Below are 18,050 nucleotides of genomic sequence, written 5' to 3'. Positions count from 1 at the left end.
TCAGGCGGCGGGCATGACGCCGAGCAGGATCCCGGCGGTCAGCACGACGTACGTCATGAGCGTGGCGCTGCCGGTGGCCAGCAGGGTGGCGCCCTTGGGCTGGCGCACGAGCTGGTAGGCGATCAGCCCCGGGACGATGAAGCCGAGGGTCTGGTTCGCGTACAGGAGCGGGAACTCCATCTGGAGCACGATCACCACGGTGGCCTGGAGCAGGACGCCGATGAGGACGACCGCGGCGAACAGGCGCTTGCCGTAGAGGATGACGAACTTCTGCGTGAGCAGGGTCAGCACGTACGTCATCACGGTGATGCCGACGACGAGGGCGGCGCGCTGGAGGTCCTCGATGAGGGTCAGCGCGAGCCAACCCGGGGTGATCATGCCGCCGGGGGAGAGGTTGGTCGTGAGGTAGCAGAGCAGGGAGAACAGCAGGCCCAGCGCGATGCCGATCGCGGCGATCTCGGGGGTGAGGACGGCGGGGATCAACGGGGTTCTCCTGGGTTCTGCCACGGCCCCGGCCGGGCGTCCGGGTGGTGCGGATGCGGATGCGGATGCGGGTTCTGGTCGGGGTGCGGTGCCTGGCCGTAGGGGGCCTGCGGGTGCGGTGCCTGCCCGTAGGGGGGCTGGGCGTACGGGGGCTGGGCGTACGGGGCTTGGGCGTACGGGCCCTGTCCGTAGGGGGTCTGGGCGTACGGGTCGTGGCCGTACGGGGTCCGCGCGTACGGGTCCTCGTCGTACGGATCCTCCGCGTACGGGTCGAACGGGCGGGAGAACACCGGCACCGGCGCCGGCGCCGGTTCCTCCCGCGGCGGCGGGTCCTTGCGGGCCGGTTCGCTCTCGTCCGGCGGCAGCTCCGCCAGGTGCTCCAGCAGGATCTCGCCCTGGCCGTGGATGTTGCCGATCGCGACGAGCGAGGAGTCGGCGCCGAGGTGCCCCAGCAGCTCCCGCATGAACTCCTCGCCGTCGCGCTGGTCCCCGCCGAGGTCCACGGCGCGGTCGCGCCACTCGGCCGGGATCGCGTCGATGGCGCTCTTGGCGGGGTGACCGATCACGAACACCTTGTCCGGCTGGAGTTCCGGGACGATCGATCCCATCTGGCCGTTGCGCTCGACGCGGTCGGGACGGCAGTTGATCACCACGTTGAGCGGGCGGTCCACCGCGCCCAGGTCCAGCAACTGGTTGATGTTCATCAGCGTGGATTCGGGGTCGTTGGCCGCGAACACGTTGGCGAAGCGCAGCCGCTTGCCCTCCGGGGCCAGGTAGCGCTCGACCGACAGCACGCCCGGGTCCGGCGGGGCCTCGTACATCCCGGTGAGGGCGGTGGCCCGGTCGACGCCGAGGAGTTCGGCGACGGTGAGCGCGATGGCGACGTTCTCCTTGAAGGTGAACCAGCTGAATCCGCGCAGCTCCGCGTCGGAGACCGTGTCGGGGTCGGCGTAGATCAACTTGCAGTCGCGGGCGTCCGCCTCCAGTTGGAGCACGTCGAAGCGCTCCTTCTCGGCGGTCACGCAGATCCCGCCGTGCGGCATCGAACGCGACAGGGAGCGCGCGATGTCGTCGAGGGTCGGCCCCATCTCGGCGACGTGGTCCTCGCGGACGTTGCACAGGACGCCGATGGTCGACTGGATCAGCTTGGACTGGTTGATCTCCTGGAGCGCCGGCATGACCGCCATGCACTCCATGACCAGCGCGTCCGGCCGGTACGAGGCCGCCCGCCGCACGATGCCGATCTGCTCGACCACGTTGGCGATGCCGAACTTGCGGTAGACCGGCTCCTCGGTGGCGTCCGGGTGGATGAAGCGGGCGGCCGTGCCCGTGGTCTTCGCGACGGTGGTCAGACCGCCGCCGCGCAGGGCGCCCGCGCACAGCCGGGTGATCGAGCTCTTGCCGCGGATGCCGTTGACGAGCACCCGGTTCGGTATCCGGTCCAGGTTGGCGAAGTGCCGGCGCTGCTCCACGATCCCGGCGACCAGCATGACCAGGCAGCAGAAGAGCAGCACGCAGTAGAGGAAGAGCACGGGGGATCAGTTCCTTCCGGCCGGGGCGGGCGGCTGCCCGGCGGCCTGCTTGCGCTGCTGTTGGAGCTGCTGGAGCTGTTGTCGGATGATTTCCAGGCTGCGGGTCACGGCCCCCACCTCGTCGTGGTGGCGCGGGTAGACCACCGAGCGCAGGTCGCCCTCGGCGAGGGCCTCGGCACGCCGGGCCAGTTCGCGCAGCGGGGCGACGACGACGATCTGGAGCCAGCCCAGGCAGGCCGCTCCGACCGCCAGGCCGAGGAGGCCGGCGAGGACGGTGCGGTTCTGGAGGCTGTACTCCTGGATGGCCAGGCCCTTGGTGGACTGCCAGGTGACGACGGTCCAGTCCAGTGGTTCGGCCGCGCCGCCGCCCGCGAAGGGCGCGGCGGCCGCGATGACGTGGTCGCCGCCGCTGCGGTAGAGGACGCTGCCCGGGCGCGCGGACTGGCCGGCCTTCACGTTGGTGCCCTTGACGAGGGCGTCGAGGCGCTCGTCCCCGAGCTTCTCGAAGGCGCGGTAGCCGCCGTTGGAGCCGATGACCCGGTGCTCGGCGTCCACGACCCGGACCTGTCCGAGCCCCGGCCGCTTCAGCAGCCCGTTGAGGAAGTCGATGCGCAGCTCGCCGACGACGGCGGTGCCCTGCTTGCCGGGGATCGGGGCGGTCGCGATGATCACGGGCGAGTTGCCGCGGTCGTCCAGGGCGACGGTGCTCTTGCGGGGTCCCTTCCCCTCGGCGGCGCGGGGCTTGCCGCCCGCCTGGGCGAGGATCTTGCCGTCGGCTTCCAGGACGTACAGGGACTGGTAGCGCAGGTGCTCCGCGCTGGTGCGCTCCAGGACGGTGGTCATGCGGGCGGCGCTGGTGTCGCCGTCCATCAGGGAGGCCACCGACTGGAGGTCGGCCTGGCTCTCGTTGAGGCCGCGGCGGACCCGGTCGCTGAGGGTGTCGGAGCGCTCGCGCTGGTCGCTGACCAGCTGCTGGGGCACCACGACGTCGGCCCCCGCGCGGTTGACGAGCAGGCCCAGCGGCAGGCACCAGGCCAGGAGCAGCAGGGCGCACAGCGCGAGGAGCGTACGGGCGCCCGTGCGGCGCCCCCGCTTGCCGCGGGAGCGCGGCGCGGGGTCGGCGTCGCCCAGGAGCCGGACGCGGAGCCGTTCCAGGGCGGCGCCGATCCGGGCGGCCTCCCCGCCCCGGGGGACGGTCACGGGCCGGGCGAGGTCGCCGCGGGTCAGCCGTCGGCTCTCCAGGAACAGTCCGAGGAGGGGGCGCTGGACGGTGGCCACCAATAGGGCGACGACGAGCGCGCCGACCACCAGCAGGGCTCCGGCCAGGACCATGGCGGCGAAGGCGTCGGAGGTGCGCGCCGGGTTCTGCGCCACGTTGACCATGGCGACGACGGTCAGGTCCAGGCTGGTGGCGCTGGTGCCGACGCCCGCTTCGGTGCCGGCGAGCCCGGCGTAACCGGCGGCGGCGCGGTCACCGCCGTGTTCGGCTCCGATCAGGCTGCCGCTGACCCCGGGGTAGCCGCCGGATCCGGGTTCCTTGGTGCTGAGCGGGTTGGCCCTGGTCTTCTGGGCGGCGCTCTTCGCGAAGGAGACCAGCTGTTTGGAGTCCCGTTTGACGTCGGCGCGCGCCGACTCGGTGACCATCTCGGGCTCGGGGATGCCGTCACTGCTCAGGACGGCGCCGTCGGCACCGACCACGGCGATGGACCGGAACTTGCCGAGGCTGATCCCGGGGAAGCGCAGGCTGCTGGAGGCCACCAGCAGTTGTTGGGGCTGGTCCTTCCAGTTCAGCAGGGCGAGGGTGATCAGCCGGGTCTCGCCGCCGGGGAGTTTGACCATGCGCGGGGCCAGACCGCCTTCGGCGGAGAGCCGGGTGCTGTCGATGGCCGTCAGCGGGAGGTTCTCCCCGCGGGCGGCGACCAGTCGGCCGGAGCCGATCTCGACGACGGCGGTGCCGCGCCACTTCTGGTAGACGGCGCCGATGCGGTCGAGGACGGCGTCCGCGGGCACGGGCTTGCCGGAGGAGAAGAGGGCGGCCGCCCGGTCGAGGTCGCCGACGCTCTCGTCCAGGGAGGCGCGCAGCGCGATGGCACCGTCTTCGGCGAAGTGCTGCTGCGAGGTGAGCACGGCCTTCGGCAGCCGGTCCTCGTGGACGCTGCCGAGGCTGAACGCGGTGAAACCCGCCAGGGCGAGCAGCAGTACCGACAGCACGGTGATCGGGGGCCTGATGCCGCCGAGCAGTGACATGTCTGCCCTGCGGCGGGCCTTGCGCCGCCGTTGGGTGCGGGATGCGGCCACAGCGGGGTCCTTCCTGGACGGGTGGGGCGGGCGGGCGTACGGGTGGGGCGGTCGTGCGGGGGACGTCGCACGGGAGGGGCGGGCGGAGCGGATCAGTCGGGCAGCTCGTGCAGGGGTTCGAGCCCGTCCTTGCCGGCGCCGCGGTTCAGGAGGGTCCCCTGGGTGCGCTCGAAGGCCAGCCGGTAGCGGGCGCGCTGTTCCGGCGTCAGCTTCGTGTCGGTGCGCAGGGCTTCGGCGATGTCGACGAGCCGGTGGTCGCGCGCGGGGGCCGCGGCGGACGCGGTCCGGCCGGCTTCCCCGGTGGCCGCGGCGGCGGGCGGGATGTCGGTGAAGGTGGGCACGAAGCGGGCCCGGACGTCCCAGCCGCCGTTCTTCTCGGTGAAGTCGAACCAGCCGATCGTGCCCTCCTCGGTGAGTCCGCTGGGGACGTCGTGGCGGGCGAGCTGGTTTCCGAGGCCGTAGGCGATCCAGGTGCCGTCGATCTTCTCCATGGGCTGCACGACGTGTCCGTGGTGGCCGAGGACCAGATCGACCGTCGTCTCGCGGGCGATCCGGCCGGCCAGCTCCACCTGCTGGGTGGTGGGGCTGGGCTGGTGTTCACGGCCCCAGTGGACGGAGAGGATCACCACCTCGGCGCCTGCCGCGCGGGCTTTCCTCTCGGCGGCGGCGATGGCGTCGAAGCTGGTCAGGTTGGCCAGCCAGGGCTTCTCCGGGGGCAGTTCGCGCCCGTTGAAGCCGAAGGTGAAGGAGAGCTGCGCGACCTTGACGCCCTTGACGTCCAGGATGAGGGGCCGCCCGGCCTCCTCCTTGGTGCGCGCCGAACCGGTGTGCTTGAGGCCTGCCCGGTCCAGGGTGTCCAGGGTGCGGAAGACGCCTTCGGGGCCGTGGTCGAGGCTGTGGTTGGAGGCCGTGGAGCAGGTGTCGTAGCCCAGGGACTTGATCGTCGTGGCGATCTGGGGCGGGACCAGGAAGTCGGGGTAGCTCTCGAAGGGTCCGCCGGGCTCGCCGAGGACGGGCTCCAGGTGGCAGATGCCGAGATCGGCCTTGCCGATGACGGGCTTGACGCCGGCCATGATGCGGTCGAAGTCGTAGCCCTGGTGTCCGGCGGCCCGCGCGTCCCGGGCGGCCTGCTCGGTGAGCTGGGGGTGGATGAGGATGTCGCCGGCCGCGGCCACGCTGAAGGCGCGCCCCTTGCCCCGGGCCGAGCCGTTCGCGCCCGGAGCCGCTTCCGTACCGCCGAGGAGACCGCAGCCGGCGAGCACGAGGGCCAGTGGGAGGGTCAGCAGCGAGGAGGGCATTCGGGGAAAGACCGAACGGGGTAGGACTATGCGCACTGAGCTATTTTCGGTCAGTGACGACTGGGAAATTCACAAAATACGTAACGATTGTGGCGATCATGGTTTCAATGATCATCGCGACGGTCGCTTATGTGGCTTTTACTGCTGTTCGCCCGTCGCGTGAACAGGCCAAGCCCCCCACTCCTTCCGCTATCCAGCCCTTGGATCTCCTCGAAAGAGTGTCTGGATTCACTTCCGAATTCGCCGCGAAGGGCGGCTACCGGGTGCCGACGCGGCCGGAGCGCGACGCCCTCCTCGCGGGAGTATCAGCCCTTTTCGACGGTGATGTCGAAAATGCCCGTACGCGGCTCAAGGAGGTGGACTACCGCCTCGACACCTTCACCGACGGGCCCGGCGGACACCGCTTCGCGGAGGTCGCCGACGCGGCCCCCCGCCCCGGCTCCGCCAACCGCGGCTGGGGACGCGTCTACGTGGACCTGGGCGCGCCCCCGCGGTGGTCGGTCCAGGTCCCGCACCCCGTCGCCGACCAGGACACCGAACGGCTGGGGGCCGAGGTGCTGCGCGGCGCGCCCGGCGGGGTCATGGTCCTGGCCGGAGCCCACCGCAAGGCGGGTTCCGGCGGGGACGGGGGTGGTGACGCGGGCTCCGGTGAGGACGACCGGGACTCGCCCTCCGGCGACGTGGCCGACATGGCCCACCGCCCCGAATCCGTCTTCCAGGCCGTCGTCGCCGAACTCACCCGCCGCGGCCTGCCCGGCATCCAACTGCACGGGTTCGCGGACTCCTCGGTCCCCGCCGCCGGCGCCGTCGTCTCCACCGGCTCCGGCGAGGTGGCCACCGAGGAAGCCGCCCTGCTGGCGGACCAGTTGGCCGCACGGGGGATCGAACCCTGCCGGGCTTGGTCCGCCTCCTGCAAGCTGTCCGGCCGCACCAACGAGCAGGGCCGGCTCGCCGCGGAGCGCGGGACGCCCTTCCTGCACCTCGAACTGGCCCGCTCCGTCCGGACGCGGCCCGGCCGCGAACAGGAGGCCGCGCGGGCGATCGAGTACGTCACCACGCGGTGGGCCGGGAACGCGACGGAGGCCGCCACCCCGACGGGATGACGGCCCCTGGCGCGCGGCCGGGCGCTCCGGCAGTGCGGACGCTCCGGCTGCGCGGATGCTCCGGCAGTGCGGGCGCTCCGGCAGTGCGGGCGCTTCGGGTTACTGCCGCGTCTCGTGGTCGTGGCCCGGGCGCAGCCCGCCGCCGTTGCCGGAGCCGGTGGACGGCTGCGAGGCGACCGGCCGGCTCAGCGGGGCCAGGTCGTAGGCGTAGTGGCCGACCGCGTTCGCGATGACGTCGACGTTGATGTCGAGCGCCTTCTGGTCGATGTTGCCGATGTCGTCGCCCTTGCCGTGGTAGTTCACGTCGTAGGCGACCCCGGCCTGGCCGCCGAACTTCGCGGCCTGCTCGGCGGTCTTGATGCCCTCGGCGCCCGTGTCCGTACCGCCGGACGGGATGCCCGCCTCGATGAACGGGCCGTAGTCCGAACGGCCGGTGAAGTCACTGCCCTCGTGCGGGATCTTCTGTCCGTCGAGGAAGTCGGTGATCTGCCGCTCCAGCTGCGCCGAGCCCTCCGGGCCGGGGCCCGAGCCGACCTGGTCGGAGTCGTCGCCGTCGTAGACGAAGTAGGCGGCGTTCGGGGAGGCGATCATGTCGAAGTTCAGGTAGAGCCTGATCTGCTTCTTCTGTTCGGGCGTCAGCGAGGCCACGTACGCCTCGGAGCCGAGCAGCCCGAACTCCTCCGCCGACCACCAGGCGAACCGGACCTTGTTCTTGATCTTTGTCTGGCTGCTCGCCAGCCGCTGCGCGACCTGGAGGATGCCGGCCGAGCCGGAGCCGTTGTCGTTGATGCCGGGACCGGCCGCGACGGAGTCCAGGTGCGCGCCGAGGAAGACGGTGTTGTTCGCGTCGCCGCCCCGGGTCTCGGCGACCACGTTGAAGGTCTTGCGGTTCTCGCGGAACTCGCGGATGTCGAGGGTCAGCGAGACCGGACCGCCGGCCGCCTCGGCGGCGAGCTTCTCGCCCTCCTCCTGGCTGACGCCACCGGTGGGGACCTTGCCCGCCTCGGGATCGCCGAGGGTGCCGTTGAGGTCGCCCGCCGTGTTGTTGTAGATCACCGCGCCGACGGCGCCGGCCGTCGCCGCGTTCGCCTGCTTCACGGCGAAGGTGCAGCCACCGCGCTTGACCAGGGCGATCTTCCCCGTGAAGGCGCCCGCGGCGAAGTCGGTGGGCTCGCACCCGGTGGTGCCGTCCGCGTCGACGGGGACCACGGCGACGGGGGCGGTGACCCCGCCGGTCGGGCCGCTGGCCGTGTACGTCATCAGCTTGATCGGGACGTCGCGGCCGGTGGGGCCGTTCACCTTCAGCTTCTCGGAGACGGTCTCCACGTACACGAAGTCGAACTCGTGGCGGGTGACCTCGTAGCCGGAGGCCTTCATCACGGCCTCGACGTACTGGGCCGACTGCACGTGCCCCTTGGAACCGGCGACCCGGGTGCCCTTGTTGTAGTCGGCGAGGGCCTGGAAGACCTTCAGGTGGTTGTTGGCACCCTTGCCGGTCGCCTCCTTCACCAGCTTCTTGGCCAGCGCGTCACCCCGGGCGGCGTCACTCTGCGGGCTCCCCGTGGCGCCGGCGGGGCCGGCCAGGAGCAGGGGGGTGGCGAGGGCCGCGGCCGCCAGTGCGGCGGTGGCTGCGGCTATACGGCGAGAGGGCATGAAGGTCCTTTCACGGCAGGTGCGCAACGCAGGGTGCAGGGGAGTGGGGCAGGTGCGGGGAGGTGGGGCGGCAAGGCAGTGGACGCACGTTAGGCAGCAACAGGGCCGCCCCGGAAGGGCTTTCACTGCTTCCGGTTCGTGAAATCCGCATATCGGTGCGTCTGCGCCGGCCAATTCAGGCCATCGTCCGGCGACCGTCCGGCGATATTCCGGCGGCCGGGTGCCGACCGGGTGCCGGCCGGCGGCCGGAGCGACTCAGCGGAGAATGCCCTCGATGAAATCGGCGCCTATTCGTGCCACCACGGACAGGTCCAACTGGTGCTGGACATAACGCCCTTGCCGCTCGGTGCGCATCAAGCCGGCCTTCTTCAACACGGCCAGGTGCCGGGACACCTCCGGGGCGGACAGCCCGTAGACCCGGGCGAGTTCGCTCGTCGTGTACGGGGCCCGGGCCAGGCTGCGGCACAACCGCATCCGCATCGGGTGCGCGAGCGCCTCCATCCGGCGCTGGAGCAGCTCGACCGACCCGGGGGCGGGGCCGAGCCCGGCCGCGTCCAGCGGGTAGTGCACCACCGGGATCCAGCCCGGCGCGTGCAGGACGAGCAGGTGCGGCCAGCCGAAGTTCGTCGGTACGAAGACCAGCCCGGCCCCGATCGCCGGATCGGTCGCGGTGGTCTGCCCGTTGACCATCTTGTCGGCGGTGATCGTACGGAGCCCCTCGTCCACCCCGAGCGCCCCCGACACCTCCTTCAGGGCGGCCGTCAGCCCCTTGCGGCGCAGCACCTCCGTCTTGTGCCGGACGTCCGCCGTCTGCCGGGGCTCGATCCGCCGCCAGGTCTCGGCGAAGAACGCCTCGTCGCAGTCCTCCAGCAGCCGGCGCAACCAGACCCGTACGGCCGCGGTGTCGTCCAGCAGCCGCAGGGAGAAGTCCAGCTGCCGGGGACCGCGCGCGGCGGCCGCCTCCAGCGCCTTGGTCCGCGCCGCCGGATCGCGCAGCGGGGAGGGTCCGCCGCCCTCGTTGTAGAGGGCCAGCCAGCAGTGCTCCAGGGCGGCCATCACGAACCGGTCGTCGTCCATCCGGTCGAGTACGTCCAGCTCCTCGGCCAGCGTCGCCGCGGGACGGCCGCTGCCGCCGGGGATCCCGGCGAACGCCATGAAGATGTCGGAGAAGGAGCTGCGCCACATGAAGTCGGCCTCCATCAGCCGGCCCGCGAGCGCGGGGTCCAGCGAGGCGGCCGTGGCGGTCGTCCAGGAGTGCAGGGCCGGGTGGTGGGAGGGCTGCGAGAGCGCGTGCAGGGCCATGCAGAGCTCGGCGAGCGGGGACGGCGCGAAGCCGATCCGCTCCGTCGGGAGCCCTGCGATGTCGATGGTCACGCCCATCGCCCCATTCTGGCCGGTCCGGCCCGCGGACGGGAGGGCGGGGGTGGCGTCCCGCCGCCGCCGTCCGGGCGATGGGGGCGGGGGCTCCGCCGCAGGTGGGAGGCGTCGATTGACGGGGCTCGTCAATCATCGCGCCGCCGACCGCCGACGGAGTGAGGCTGGATGCATGACCGCCATCGAGCAGTACCTCGTCGACACCTACAGGGCGGCCCAGCACGGGACCCCGCCACCGCCCCCGCCGGGCCGCGACGACCTCGCCGTGCTGCGCGCGGCCCGCACGGGCGCCCAGTTCCGAGCGGTCCTGGACGGCTGCCCGGCGACCCACCCCTGGCGCCACGCCCTCCACCGCCTCATGGGCGGCCCGGGGACCCGGTAGGGGGCGCCGGGCCGGGGCCGAGGTTCCCCCCGATGTCCGCCCCTGCGGGCCACCCCGTCCCCCCGCCCCCTCAGGCTTCCTCGACGCGCTCCAGGAAGGCCGTCAGGGCGGTGCGGACGTCCTGCGGGGTCCAGGAGAGGCCCGGGGCGGTCACCGTGACTTCCGTGGCCGACAGGCCCGGGGCGCCCTGGGGGGACCACTCCCGGAACAGGACCGTCCCGGTCTCCTCCGCCAGCCGGACCCCCGCCTCCGTGAGGCGGTCCGCCGGGTACGGCAGCCACACCTGGAACTGGTGCGTGTGCGGCACCTCAGGGTGGACCCGGAACCACGGGACGCCGGCCTGCGCGAAGCCCTCCCACAGTGCCCCGGCGACGACCCGCGCCCCTTCCACGTAGGACGGCAGCTTCGGCAGTTCCCGCTCCAGTCCCGCGAGCGCGGACAGGGCCTGCGGGAACTGGCGGAACACCTGGCCCCCGTACCGGTGGCGCCACACCCTGGCCTCCTCCACGAAGCCCCGGGGCCCCGCCAGCGCGGCCCCGCTCAGCCCGCCGAGGGACTTGTAGAAGGAGACGTAGACGGAGTCCGCGAGGGCCGCGATCTCGTCCAGCGGCCTGCCGAAGTGGACGGTGGTCTCCCACAGCCGGGCCCCGTCGAGGTGGACGACGGCCTCCCGCTCGCGGGCGGCGTCCACCACCGCCTCCAGCTCCTCCCAGGACGGCAGCACGAACCCCGCGTCGCGCAGCGGCAGCTCCAGCATCAGGGTGCCGAAGGGCTCCGTCAGGCCGGTGACCTCGGCCGCGGTGGGCAGGCGGGGGTCCTGCGTCGGGTGTGCGGTGCGCAGCCCCGAGACCACCGACAGGGCCCCGCCCTCCCAGCGCTCCGGGTGACTCTCCGGGTGGAGGGCCACCACCGGGTTGCCGGTGCGCCCCGCCCAGCAGCGCAGCGCGATCTGCTGGGCCATCGTCCCCGTGGGGAAGAAGGCCGCGTCCTCGGTGCCGAGCAGCTCGGCGACCCGTCGTTCCAGCTCCTCGACGATCCCGCCGCCGTACAGGTCGCCCGGCTCGTCCAGGTCGTACCCCGCGCCGGCCGCGGCGTCGGTCAGCTCGGCCAGCAGCTCGGCGACGGTCGGCTCCCGCAGCCCCGTGGAGAGGGACCGCTCGGCCCCCCGGCACGCCGCCACCAGCCGTTTCCTGCGTTCCGCGTCATCCGTCATGGCCCCGATCATGCCCCGCCCGTGCCCCGGTCGGGGCCCCCGGCGGCCGCCGGACCGGGGCGGGCCCCAGGGGCTAGCATGGCGACGTATCGTCCGGTACCCCCCGCGGACTGGAACGGAAGGCATTCCCCGCGTGAACTCATCCCAGCAGCCGCGCCCCGCCCGGCTCTCCGTCGGCGTCGTCGGCGCCGGCCGGGTCGGCCCCGCACTGGCCCGCGCCCTCCAGCAGTCCGGACACCACCCCGTCGCCGTCTCCGGGGTCTCCGACGCCTCCGTGCGCCGCGCGGCGCGGCTGCTGCCCGACGTGCCTCTGGTGACCCCCGCGCAGGTCCTGGAGCGCTCCGACCTGGTCCTGCTGACCGTCCCCGACGACGCCCTCCCGGGTCTGGTCGAGGGCCTCGCCGAGACGGGCGCCGTCCGGCCCGGCCAGCTCCTCGTGCACACCTCCGGCCGCTACGGCACCGCGGTGCTGGACCCCGCCCGACGTGCGGGCGCCCTCCCGCTGGCCCTGCACCCCGCGATGACCTTCACCGGGACCGAGGTCGACGTACAGCGCCTGGCCGGCTGCTCCTTCGGCGTGACCGCCCCCGAGGAGCTGCGGTTGGCCGCCGAGGCCCTGGTCATCGAGATGGGCGGGGAGGCCGAGTGGATCGCGGAGGAGAGCCGCCCGCTCTACCACGCGGCCCTGGCGCTCGGGGCGAACCACCTGGTCACCCTGGTCGCCCAGTCGATGGAGCTGCTCCGCACCGCCGGTGTGGAGCGCCCCGACCGGATGCTCGGCCCGCTGCTGGGCGCGGCCCTCGACAACGCCCTGCGCTCCGGTGACGCGGCCCTCACCGGCCCCGTCGCCCGCGGGGACGCCGGGACGGTCGCCGCGCACGTGTCGGAGCTGCGCAGGCACGCCCCGGCCGCCGTCGCCGGCTACCTCGCGATGGCCCGTACGACCGCCGACCGCGCCCTCGCGCACGGCCTGCTCAAGCCCGAACTCGCCGAGGAGCTCCTGGGCGTGCTCGCGGACTCCGCCGAGCCGGAGGGGGAGGCCCGATGACCGGCCCGACCACCGGCCCGCTCCTGTTGGGCACCGCCGCGGAGCTGGAGGAGTTCCCGCGCACCGGCCGCCGGGCCGTCGTCATGACGATGGGCGCCCTCCACGAGGGCCACGCGACCCTCGTCCGCGCGGCCCGCGAGCACGCCGGCCCGGAGGGTCAGGTCGTGGTCACCGTCTTCGTCAACCCCCTCCAGTTCGGGGCGAACGAGGACCTCGACCGCTACCCGCGCACCCTCGACGCGGACCTGCTGATCTCCCACGGGGCGGGCGCGGACGTCGTGTTCGCCCCCGCCGTGGACGAGGTCTATCCGGGCGGCGATCCGCAGGTACGGATCGCGGCGGGGCCGATGGGCGAACGCCTCGAAGGGGCCACCCGGCCCGGCCACTTCGACGGGATGCTGACCGTCGTCGCCAAGCTCCTCCACCTCACCCGCCCCGACCTGGCCTTCTTCGGCCAGAAGGACGCCCAGCAACTGGCCCTGATCCGACGCATGGTGACGGACCTGAACTTCCCGGTCGAGGTGGTCGGCGTGCCGACCGTGCGGGAGGACGACGGTCTCGCCCTGTCCTCCCGCAACCGCTACCTCTCCCCGCAGGAGCGGCGCACCGCCCTGGCGCTGTCCCGCGCGCTGTTCGCGGGCCGCGACCGGCTGGCCGCGCAGGCCGCCCTGCGCGCCCGCGCCGAGGCGTTGCCCACCAGCGACGAGCGCGCCGCGGGCCTGGCCCGGCTCGGCGAGATCCGCGCCTCGGCCGACGCGCACGCCGTCTCGGTCGCCGGGTCCGGCCTGCCGGACGCCGTACGGGCCGCTGCCCGGCACCTCCTGGAGGAGGCGGCCCGGCACGATCCGCCGCTCGCCCTGGACTACCTGGCGCTGGTGGACCCGCGGGACTTCACCGACGTCGGCCCCCGCTTCACCGGGACGGCCGTGCTGGCCGTCGCCGCGAGGGTCGGCACGACCCGGCTGATCGACAACATTCCATTGGAGTTCGGAGCACACCCGTGAGCACCACAGGCACAAGCCCCGCAGGCGCGGGCACCGGGACCGGCATACGGCTGCACGCCCCCGCCCCCGGCTGGTCCGTGGAAGCGGACGTCGTGGTCGTCGGCTCCGGCGTCGCCGGCCTGACCGCGGCGCTGCGCTGCGCCGCCGGGGGCCGTCGTACGGTCGTGGTCACCAAGGCCCGCCTCGACGACGGCTCCACCCGCTGGGCTCAGGGCGGCATCGCCGCGGCCCTGGGCGACGGCGACACCCCCGAGCAGCACCTGGAGGACACCCTCGTCGCGGGCGCCGGCCTGTGCGACGAGGCCGCCGTACGCCTCCTCGTCACCGAGGGTCCCGACGCGGTCCGCCGGCTCATGGCCACCGGCGCCGTCTTCGACACCTCCGCCGAGACCGGCGAGATCGAGCTGACCCGCGAGGGCGGCCACCACCGCCGCCGGATCGCGCACGCGGGCGGCGACGCCACCGGCGCCGAGATCTCCCGCGCCCTGGTCGAGGCCGTCCAGGCCGCCGGGATCGAGACCGTGGAGAACGCCCTCGTCCTGGACCTCCTCCAGGACGCCGAGGGCCGCACGGCCGGCGTCACCCTGCACGTCATGGGCGAGGGGCAGCACGACGGCGTCGGCGCCGTCCACGCCCCCGCCGTGATCCTCGCGACCGGCGGCATGGGCCAGGTCTTCTCCGCGACCACGAACCCGTCGGTCTCCACCGGTGACGGCGTCGCGCTCGCGCTGCGCGCCGGAGCCGAGGTCTCGGACCTGGAGTTCGTCCAGTTCCACCCCACCGTGCTGTTCCTCGGCGCGGACGCCGAGGGCCAGCAGCCGCTGGTCTCCGAGGCGGTCCGCGGCGAGGGCGCGCACCTGGTCGACGCCGACGGGGTGCGCTTCATGCTCGGTCAGCACGAGCTGGCCGAGCTGGCCCCGCGCGACATCGTCGCCAAGGGCATCACGCGGCGCATGCAGGAGCAGGGCGTCGAGCACATGTACCTGGACGCCCGGCACTTCGGCGCCCGGATGTGGGAGCAGCGCTTCCCGACCATCCTGGCCGCCTGCCGTTCCCACGGCATCGACCCGGTCACCGAGCCCATCCCGGTGGCCCCCGCCGCGCACTACGCCTCCGGCGGCGTACGCACCGATCTGCACGGCCGCACCACCGTCCCGGGCCTGTACGCCTGCGGCGAGGTCGCCTGCACCGGCGTGCACGGCGCGAACCGGCTGGCCTCGAACTCCCTGCTGGAGGGCCTGGTCTTCGCCGAGCGCATCGCCGACGACGTCGTCGCGAACGCCGCGGCCGGCAGCGGCCCGGGGATACCAGTCCCCGCGACCGGCCCGCTACAGCCCGTCGAGGCCCGCCACGAGATCCAGCGGATCATGACGAACGGCGCGGGCGTGCTCCGTTCCGCCGACTCGCTGGACACGGCCGCCGCCGCCCTGGAGGACCTCTACGCGAGGGCTCTGGGCGAGCTGGAGACCCACGGGAAGACCGCCGTGCCGGGCGTGGACACCTGGGAGGCGACCAACCTGCTGTGCGTGGCCCGCGTCCTGGTCGCCGCCGCCCAACGGCGCACCGAGACCCGCGGCTGCCACTGGCGCGAGGACCACCCCGACCGGGACGACGCCGCCTGGCGCCGCCACCTCGTCGTCCGGCTCTCCGCGACCGAGAAGCGGGCGCTGGTCGTCACCCCCACCGACTCCGCGGACCTTCCGTCCGTACTCCACCCCCTCAGCCAGGAGCACTGACCGTGAGCACCCCCGAACTCCCCCTGATCGACCAGAACGAAGGCGGCTGCGGCGACGACTGCGGCTGCGGCGAGGGCGAGGAGACCGGCCTCGACCCGGCTCTGGCCCAGCTCCTGGAGGACGCCGGCCTCGACCCGATCGAGGTCGAGGACATCGCGCACATGGCGCTGTCCGAGGACCTCGACGGCGGGGTCGACGTCACCACCGTCGCCACCGTCCCCGAGGAAGCCGAGGCCGTCGCCGACTTCGTCGCCCGCGAGGCGGGCGTCGTGTCCGGGCTGCGCATCACCGAGGCCGTCTTCTCGGTCGTCTGCACCGAGGCCTTCGAGGTCGAGCGGCACGCCGAGGACGGCGACGCGGTCGAGGCCGGGCAGCTCCTGCTGTCGGTCCGCGCCCGTACCCGCGACCTGCTGACCGCCGAGCGCAGCGCCCTGAACATCCTGTGCCGCCTGTCGGGCATCGCGACGGCCACCCGCCGCTGGGCGGACGTCCTGGAGGGCACGGACGCCAAGGTCCGCGACACCCGCAAGACCACCCCGGGCCTGCGCTCGCTGGAGAAGTACGCGGTCCGCTGCGGCGGCGGCGTCAACCACCGCATGTCCCTGTCGGACGCGGCGCTGGTCAAGGACAACCACGTGGTCGCGGCCGGCGGGGTCGCGCAGGCCTTCAAGGCCGTCCGCGAGGCCTTCCCGGAGGTCCCGGTCGAGGTCGAGGTCGACACCCTGGCCCAGGTCACCGAGGTCGTGGAGGCCGGCGCCGACCTGATCCTGCTGGACAACTTCACCGTCGAGCAGACCGCCGAGGCCGTCGCCCTCGTCGCCGGCCGCGCCACCCTGGAGTCCTCGGGCCGGCTGACCCTGGACACCGCCCGCGCGTACGCCGAGACCGGGGTGGACTTCCTCGCGGTCGGCGCCCTCACGCACTCCTCGCCGATCCTGGACATCGGCCTCGACCTGCGCGAGGCGGTGTAACCCGTGCTCCTCACCATCGACGTAGGCAACACCCACACGGTCATGGGCCTGTTCGACGGTGACGAGATCGTCGAGCACTGGCGCGTCTCGACCGACCCGCGCAGGACGGCCGACGAGATGGCCGTCCTGATGCAGGGCCTGATGGGCATGCACCCGATGCTCGGCACGGAGTTGGGCGACGGCATCCACGGCATCGCGATCTGCGCGACGGTCCCCTCCGTCATGCACGAGCTGCGCGAGGTCACCCGTCGCTACTACGGGGACGTCCCCGCGGTGCTGGTGGAGCCCGGCACCAAGACGGGCGTGCCGATCCTGACGGACAACCCGAAGGAGGTCGGCGCCGACCGCATCGTGAACGCGGTCGCCGCCGTCGAGCTGTACGGAGGCCCGGCGATCGTCGTGGACTTCGGCACGGCGACCACCTTCGACGCGGTCTCCACCAAGGGCGAGTACGTGGGCGGGGTGATCTCCCCGGGCATCGAAATCTCGATGGAGGCCCTCGGCGTGCGCGGCGCCCAGCTCCGCAAGATCGAGCTGGCCCGTCCGCGCAACGTGATCGGCAAGTCCACGGTCGCGGCGATGCAGTCCGGCGTGGTCTACGGCTTCGCGGGCCAGGTCGACGGGATCGTCGCCCGCATGGCCAAGGAGCTGGTCGGACCGACCGGGGAACCGGACGAGGTCCGCGTCATCGCGACCGGCGGGCTCGCGCCGATCGTCCTCGGCGAGGCCTCCTCGATCGACGACCACGAGCCCTGGCTGACCCTGATCGGCCTGCGCCTGGTCTACGAGCGCAACGCGCCCACCTTCGAGTGACGCGCGGCCCCCGCCCCCGCCGGCCTCCTCCCCGCAGGCCCGGGGCGGGGGCCGGCGCCGCTTCCCGCGCACGCCTTCCCCGTCGCATGACGCGGGGGTCGGGTCGCCCGTCGAACCACGCGCGGCAGGAGGGGGACGCGTGAGCGAAGCGTATGTTTTTCCCCGAAGTGGCCGGACAGTGCCCCCGTCGGGGATACCGTCTCGCCCGAGAACGACCGCGACCTCGTCCACCGTGGAGGAGACACCATGACCGCGAACGCCCGGCCCGACTGGCGGAAGTCGTCCTACTGCGCGAGCAGCGGCGACGCCTGTGTCTACGTGGCCGCCGCGCCCGGCACCCTGGTGCGGGTCGCCGACCGCGCCGACCCCGCCCACCTGGTGATGGCCACCACGCACGCCGCGTGGGCCGACTTCGTCAGGGCCGTCAAGGAGACCGGCTGACCGGCGGCGGCGGGGCCGCCCTCCGCCGCGCCGCATTCCTCCACCCTCAGGGGATTTTGTCCGATTAGCGCGTATCTTCGGCGCATGCCCACGCCCTACGGATCCCGCGGCGGCATGGCGTTCAGCGCCGCCGAGCTGCGCACGCTCAGGCGCCTCCTCGCCCACGCCCTCCAGCCCTCCTCGGCCGCCCTGCCGGCCGCCGAGGTCCAGGACTGCCTGCGCCTCGCCGCGTCGGTGGACGAAGCGGCCGCGGAGGCGGGCAGGCTCAGGGCCTTCCTCCTCGCCGACCTCGCCCGCTACCGCGAAGCCCTCCCCGGGAGCCTGTCGGGGTACCTGGAGCTCCTCCAGGACGCCCTCGCCGCGGGCTACGAGCCACAGCCCGACGACCTCGCCGCCCTGCGCGCCCTGCGGGCCAACCCGGTCGCCGCCGCCGTCCTGGAGCGGGCCCAGGGCGTCGCCGAGCGCTCCGTACGCCGCCGGCTGTCCGCGACCCCCGCGCCCCGCACCCGGCTGCTGTCCCTGGCCGGAGGCCGCGAGGAGCCCCGCGGCGCCGCGGACCCGCGTCCGCCCCGGCCCGCGCCCAAGGAGCCCCCGGCCCCCGAACGGCCCGGGCGGCCCGTCCCCACCCCCGGCGAGGTCTTCCCGCCGCGCCGCAAGCCCACCCCGCCCCCGTCGTCGGGTCGAGCGGTCGGATAGCTACG

The 18,050-nt window shown here is 73.5% G+C and carries 16 protein-coding genes; 9 read left to right on the top strand and 7 right to left on the bottom strand.

Going from position 1 to position 18,050, the window contains the following annotated elements:
- The 4 genes from ACIOD1_RS26040 to ACIOD1_RS26025 all read right to left on the bottom strand — a co-directional run bounded on the left by ACIOD1_RS26040 (position 1) and on the right by ACIOD1_RS26025 (position 5,611).
- Positions 1-483, bottom strand: a complete 483-nt coding sequence (locus ACIOD1_RS26040; protein ID WP_365615225.1) for a poly-gamma-glutamate biosynthesis protein PgsC/CapC — start codon at positions 481-483, stop codon at positions 1-3.
- Entirely contained in the window at positions 480-2,015 is a 1,536-nt protein-coding gene (gene pgsB, locus ACIOD1_RS26035) for a poly-gamma-glutamate synthase PgsB (RefSeq protein ID WP_401904915.1), read from the bottom strand. Before pgsB ends, ACIOD1_RS26040 begins: the two co-directional genes overlap by 4 nt.
- 6 nt (positions 2,016-2,021) lie before the next feature.
- Positions 2,022-4,262 carry a HAMP domain-containing protein gene (locus ACIOD1_RS26030; RefSeq protein WP_401905078.1) on the bottom strand — a complete coding sequence of 747 codons (2,241 nt, stop codon included), beginning with the start codon at positions 4,260-4,262 and terminating at the stop codon, positions 2,022-2,024.
- Positions 4,263-4,405: 143 nt separating this feature from the next.
- On the bottom strand, positions 4,406-5,611 hold the full coding sequence (locus ACIOD1_RS26025) for a CapA family protein (protein WP_365615219.1): 1,206 nt from the start codon (positions 5,609-5,611) through the stop codon (positions 4,406-4,408).
- A 218-nt stretch (positions 5,612-5,829) separates the two neighbouring features.
- Between ACIOD1_RS26025 and ACIOD1_RS26020 the strand changes: the two genes are divergently transcribed.
- Positions 5,830-6,714, top strand: a complete 885-nt coding sequence (locus tag ACIOD1_RS26020) for a hypothetical protein (RefSeq protein ID WP_401904913.1) — start codon at positions 5,830-5,832, stop codon at positions 6,712-6,714.
- Positions 6,715-6,813: 99 nt separating this feature from the next.
- Here ACIOD1_RS26020 and ACIOD1_RS26015 read toward each other — a convergent pair whose 3' ends face one another.
- Together ACIOD1_RS26015 and ACIOD1_RS26010 are read right to left on the bottom strand one after the other, a co-directional pair.
- Positions 6,814-8,367 carry a M28 family metallopeptidase gene (locus ACIOD1_RS26015; RefSeq protein WP_401904911.1) on the bottom strand — a complete coding sequence of 518 codons (1,554 nt, stop codon included), beginning with the start codon at positions 8,365-8,367 and terminating at the stop codon, positions 6,814-6,816.
- Positions 8,368-8,622: 255 nt separating this feature from the next.
- Positions 8,623-9,747, bottom strand: a complete 1,125-nt coding sequence (locus ACIOD1_RS26010) for a DUF5937 family protein (RefSeq protein ID WP_365615210.1) — start codon at positions 9,745-9,747, stop codon at positions 8,623-8,625.
- Positions 9,748-9,913: 166 nt separating this feature from the next.
- Between ACIOD1_RS26010 and ACIOD1_RS26005 the strand changes: the two genes are divergently transcribed.
- Complete coding sequence (locus ACIOD1_RS26005) at positions 9,914-10,123, top strand: hypothetical protein (protein ID WP_365615207.1); 210 nt, start codon at positions 9,914-9,916, stop codon at positions 10,121-10,123.
- A gap of 70 nt (positions 10,124-10,193) precedes the next feature.
- Here the strand turns inward: ACIOD1_RS26005 and ACIOD1_RS26000 are convergent, their stop codons facing one another.
- Entirely contained in the window at positions 10,194-11,336 is a 1,143-nt protein-coding gene (locus ACIOD1_RS26000; protein WP_365615204.1) for a beta-eliminating lyase-related protein, read from the bottom strand.
- 133 nt (positions 11,337-11,469) lie between these two features.
- On the opposite strand from ACIOD1_RS26000, the gene ACIOD1_RS25995 reads away from it, so the two are divergent.
- From ACIOD1_RS25995 to ACIOD1_RS25965, 7 genes are all read left to right on the top strand, one after another.
- Positions 11,470-12,384: a DUF2520 domain-containing protein gene (locus ACIOD1_RS25995; protein WP_365615201.1), complete on the top strand. Its 915-nt coding sequence runs from the start codon at positions 11,470-11,472 to the stop codon at positions 12,382-12,384.
- Positions 12,381-13,388, top strand: a complete 1,008-nt coding sequence (panC, locus tag ACIOD1_RS25990) for a pantoate--beta-alanine ligase (RefSeq protein ID WP_401904908.1) — start codon at positions 12,381-12,383, stop codon at positions 13,386-13,388. The genes ACIOD1_RS25995 and panC overlap by 4 nt, the downstream gene beginning before the upstream one ends.
- Positions 13,385-15,124, top strand: coding sequence for an L-aspartate oxidase (locus ACIOD1_RS25985; RefSeq protein ID WP_365615195.1), 1,740 nt, complete (start codon positions 13,385-13,387; stop codon positions 15,122-15,124). The genes panC and ACIOD1_RS25985 overlap by 4 nt, the downstream gene beginning before the upstream one ends.
- A 2-nt stretch (positions 15,125-15,126) precedes the next feature.
- Complete coding sequence (nadC, locus tag ACIOD1_RS25980) at positions 15,127-16,095, top strand: carboxylating nicotinate-nucleotide diphosphorylase (RefSeq protein ID WP_365615192.1); 969 nt, start codon at positions 15,127-15,129, stop codon at positions 16,093-16,095.
- Between the two features lie 3 nt (positions 16,096-16,098).
- Positions 16,099-16,908 (top strand): type III pantothenate kinase, encoded by an 810-nt coding sequence (locus tag ACIOD1_RS25975; RefSeq protein WP_365615189.1) that lies wholly within the window; start codon positions 16,099-16,101, stop codon positions 16,906-16,908.
- Between the two features lie 246 nt (positions 16,909-17,154).
- On the top strand, positions 17,155-17,349 hold the full coding sequence (locus ACIOD1_RS25970) for a DUF397 domain-containing protein (protein WP_365615186.1): 195 nt from the start codon (positions 17,155-17,157) through the stop codon (positions 17,347-17,349).
- 84 nt (positions 17,350-17,433) lie between these two features.
- Positions 17,434-18,045: a hypothetical protein gene (locus tag ACIOD1_RS25965; RefSeq protein ID WP_365615183.1), complete on the top strand. Its 612-nt coding sequence runs from the start codon at positions 17,434-17,436 to the stop codon at positions 18,043-18,045.
- Positions 18,046-18,050: the final 5 nt, after the last annotated feature.

It is taken from the genome of Streptomyces sp. NPDC088097 (assembly GCF_044741845.1).
Taxonomy (GTDB): Bacteria; Actinomycetota; Actinomycetes; order Streptomycetales; family Streptomycetaceae; genus Streptomyces.
Note: the sequence above shows the minus strand (reverse complement) of the source record. Positions and strands in the feature narration are given on the sequence as shown.

Bases quoted from the DNA above. Each gene is read 5' to 3' on its own strand.
- ACIOD1_RS26030 (WP_401905078.1), bottom strand. From the start codon at position 4,262: ATGTCACTGCTCGGCGGCATCAGGCCCCCGATCACCGTGCTGTCGGTA.
- ACIOD1_RS26025 (WP_365615219.1), bottom strand. From the start codon at position 5,611: ATGCCCTCCTCGCTGCTGACCCTCCCACTGGCCCTCGTGCTCGCCGGC.
- ACIOD1_RS26015 (WP_401904911.1), bottom strand. From the start codon at position 8,367: ATGCCCTCTCGCCGTATAGCCGCAGCCACCGCCGCACTGGCGGCCGCG.
- ACIOD1_RS26010 (WP_365615210.1), bottom strand. From the start codon at position 9,747: ATGGGCGTGACCATCGACATCGCAGGGCTCCCGACGGAGCGGATCGGC.
- ACIOD1_RS26005 (WP_365615207.1), top strand. From the start codon at position 9,914: ATGACCGCCATCGAGCAGTACCTCGTCGACACCTACAGGGCGGCCCAG.
- ACIOD1_RS26000 (WP_365615204.1), bottom strand. From the start codon at position 11,336: ATGACGGATGACGCGGAACGCAGGAAACGGCTGGTGGCGGCGTGCCGG.
- panC (WP_401904908.1), top strand. From the start codon at position 12,381: ATGACCGGCCCGACCACCGGCCCGCTCCTGTTGGGCACCGCCGCGGAG.
- ACIOD1_RS25970 (WP_365615186.1), top strand. From the start codon at position 17,155: ATGACCGCGAACGCCCGGCCCGACTGGCGGAAGTCGTCCTACTGCGCG.
- ACIOD1_RS25965 (WP_365615183.1), top strand. From the start codon at position 17,434: ATGCCCACGCCCTACGGATCCCGCGGCGGCATGGCGTTCAGCGCCGCC.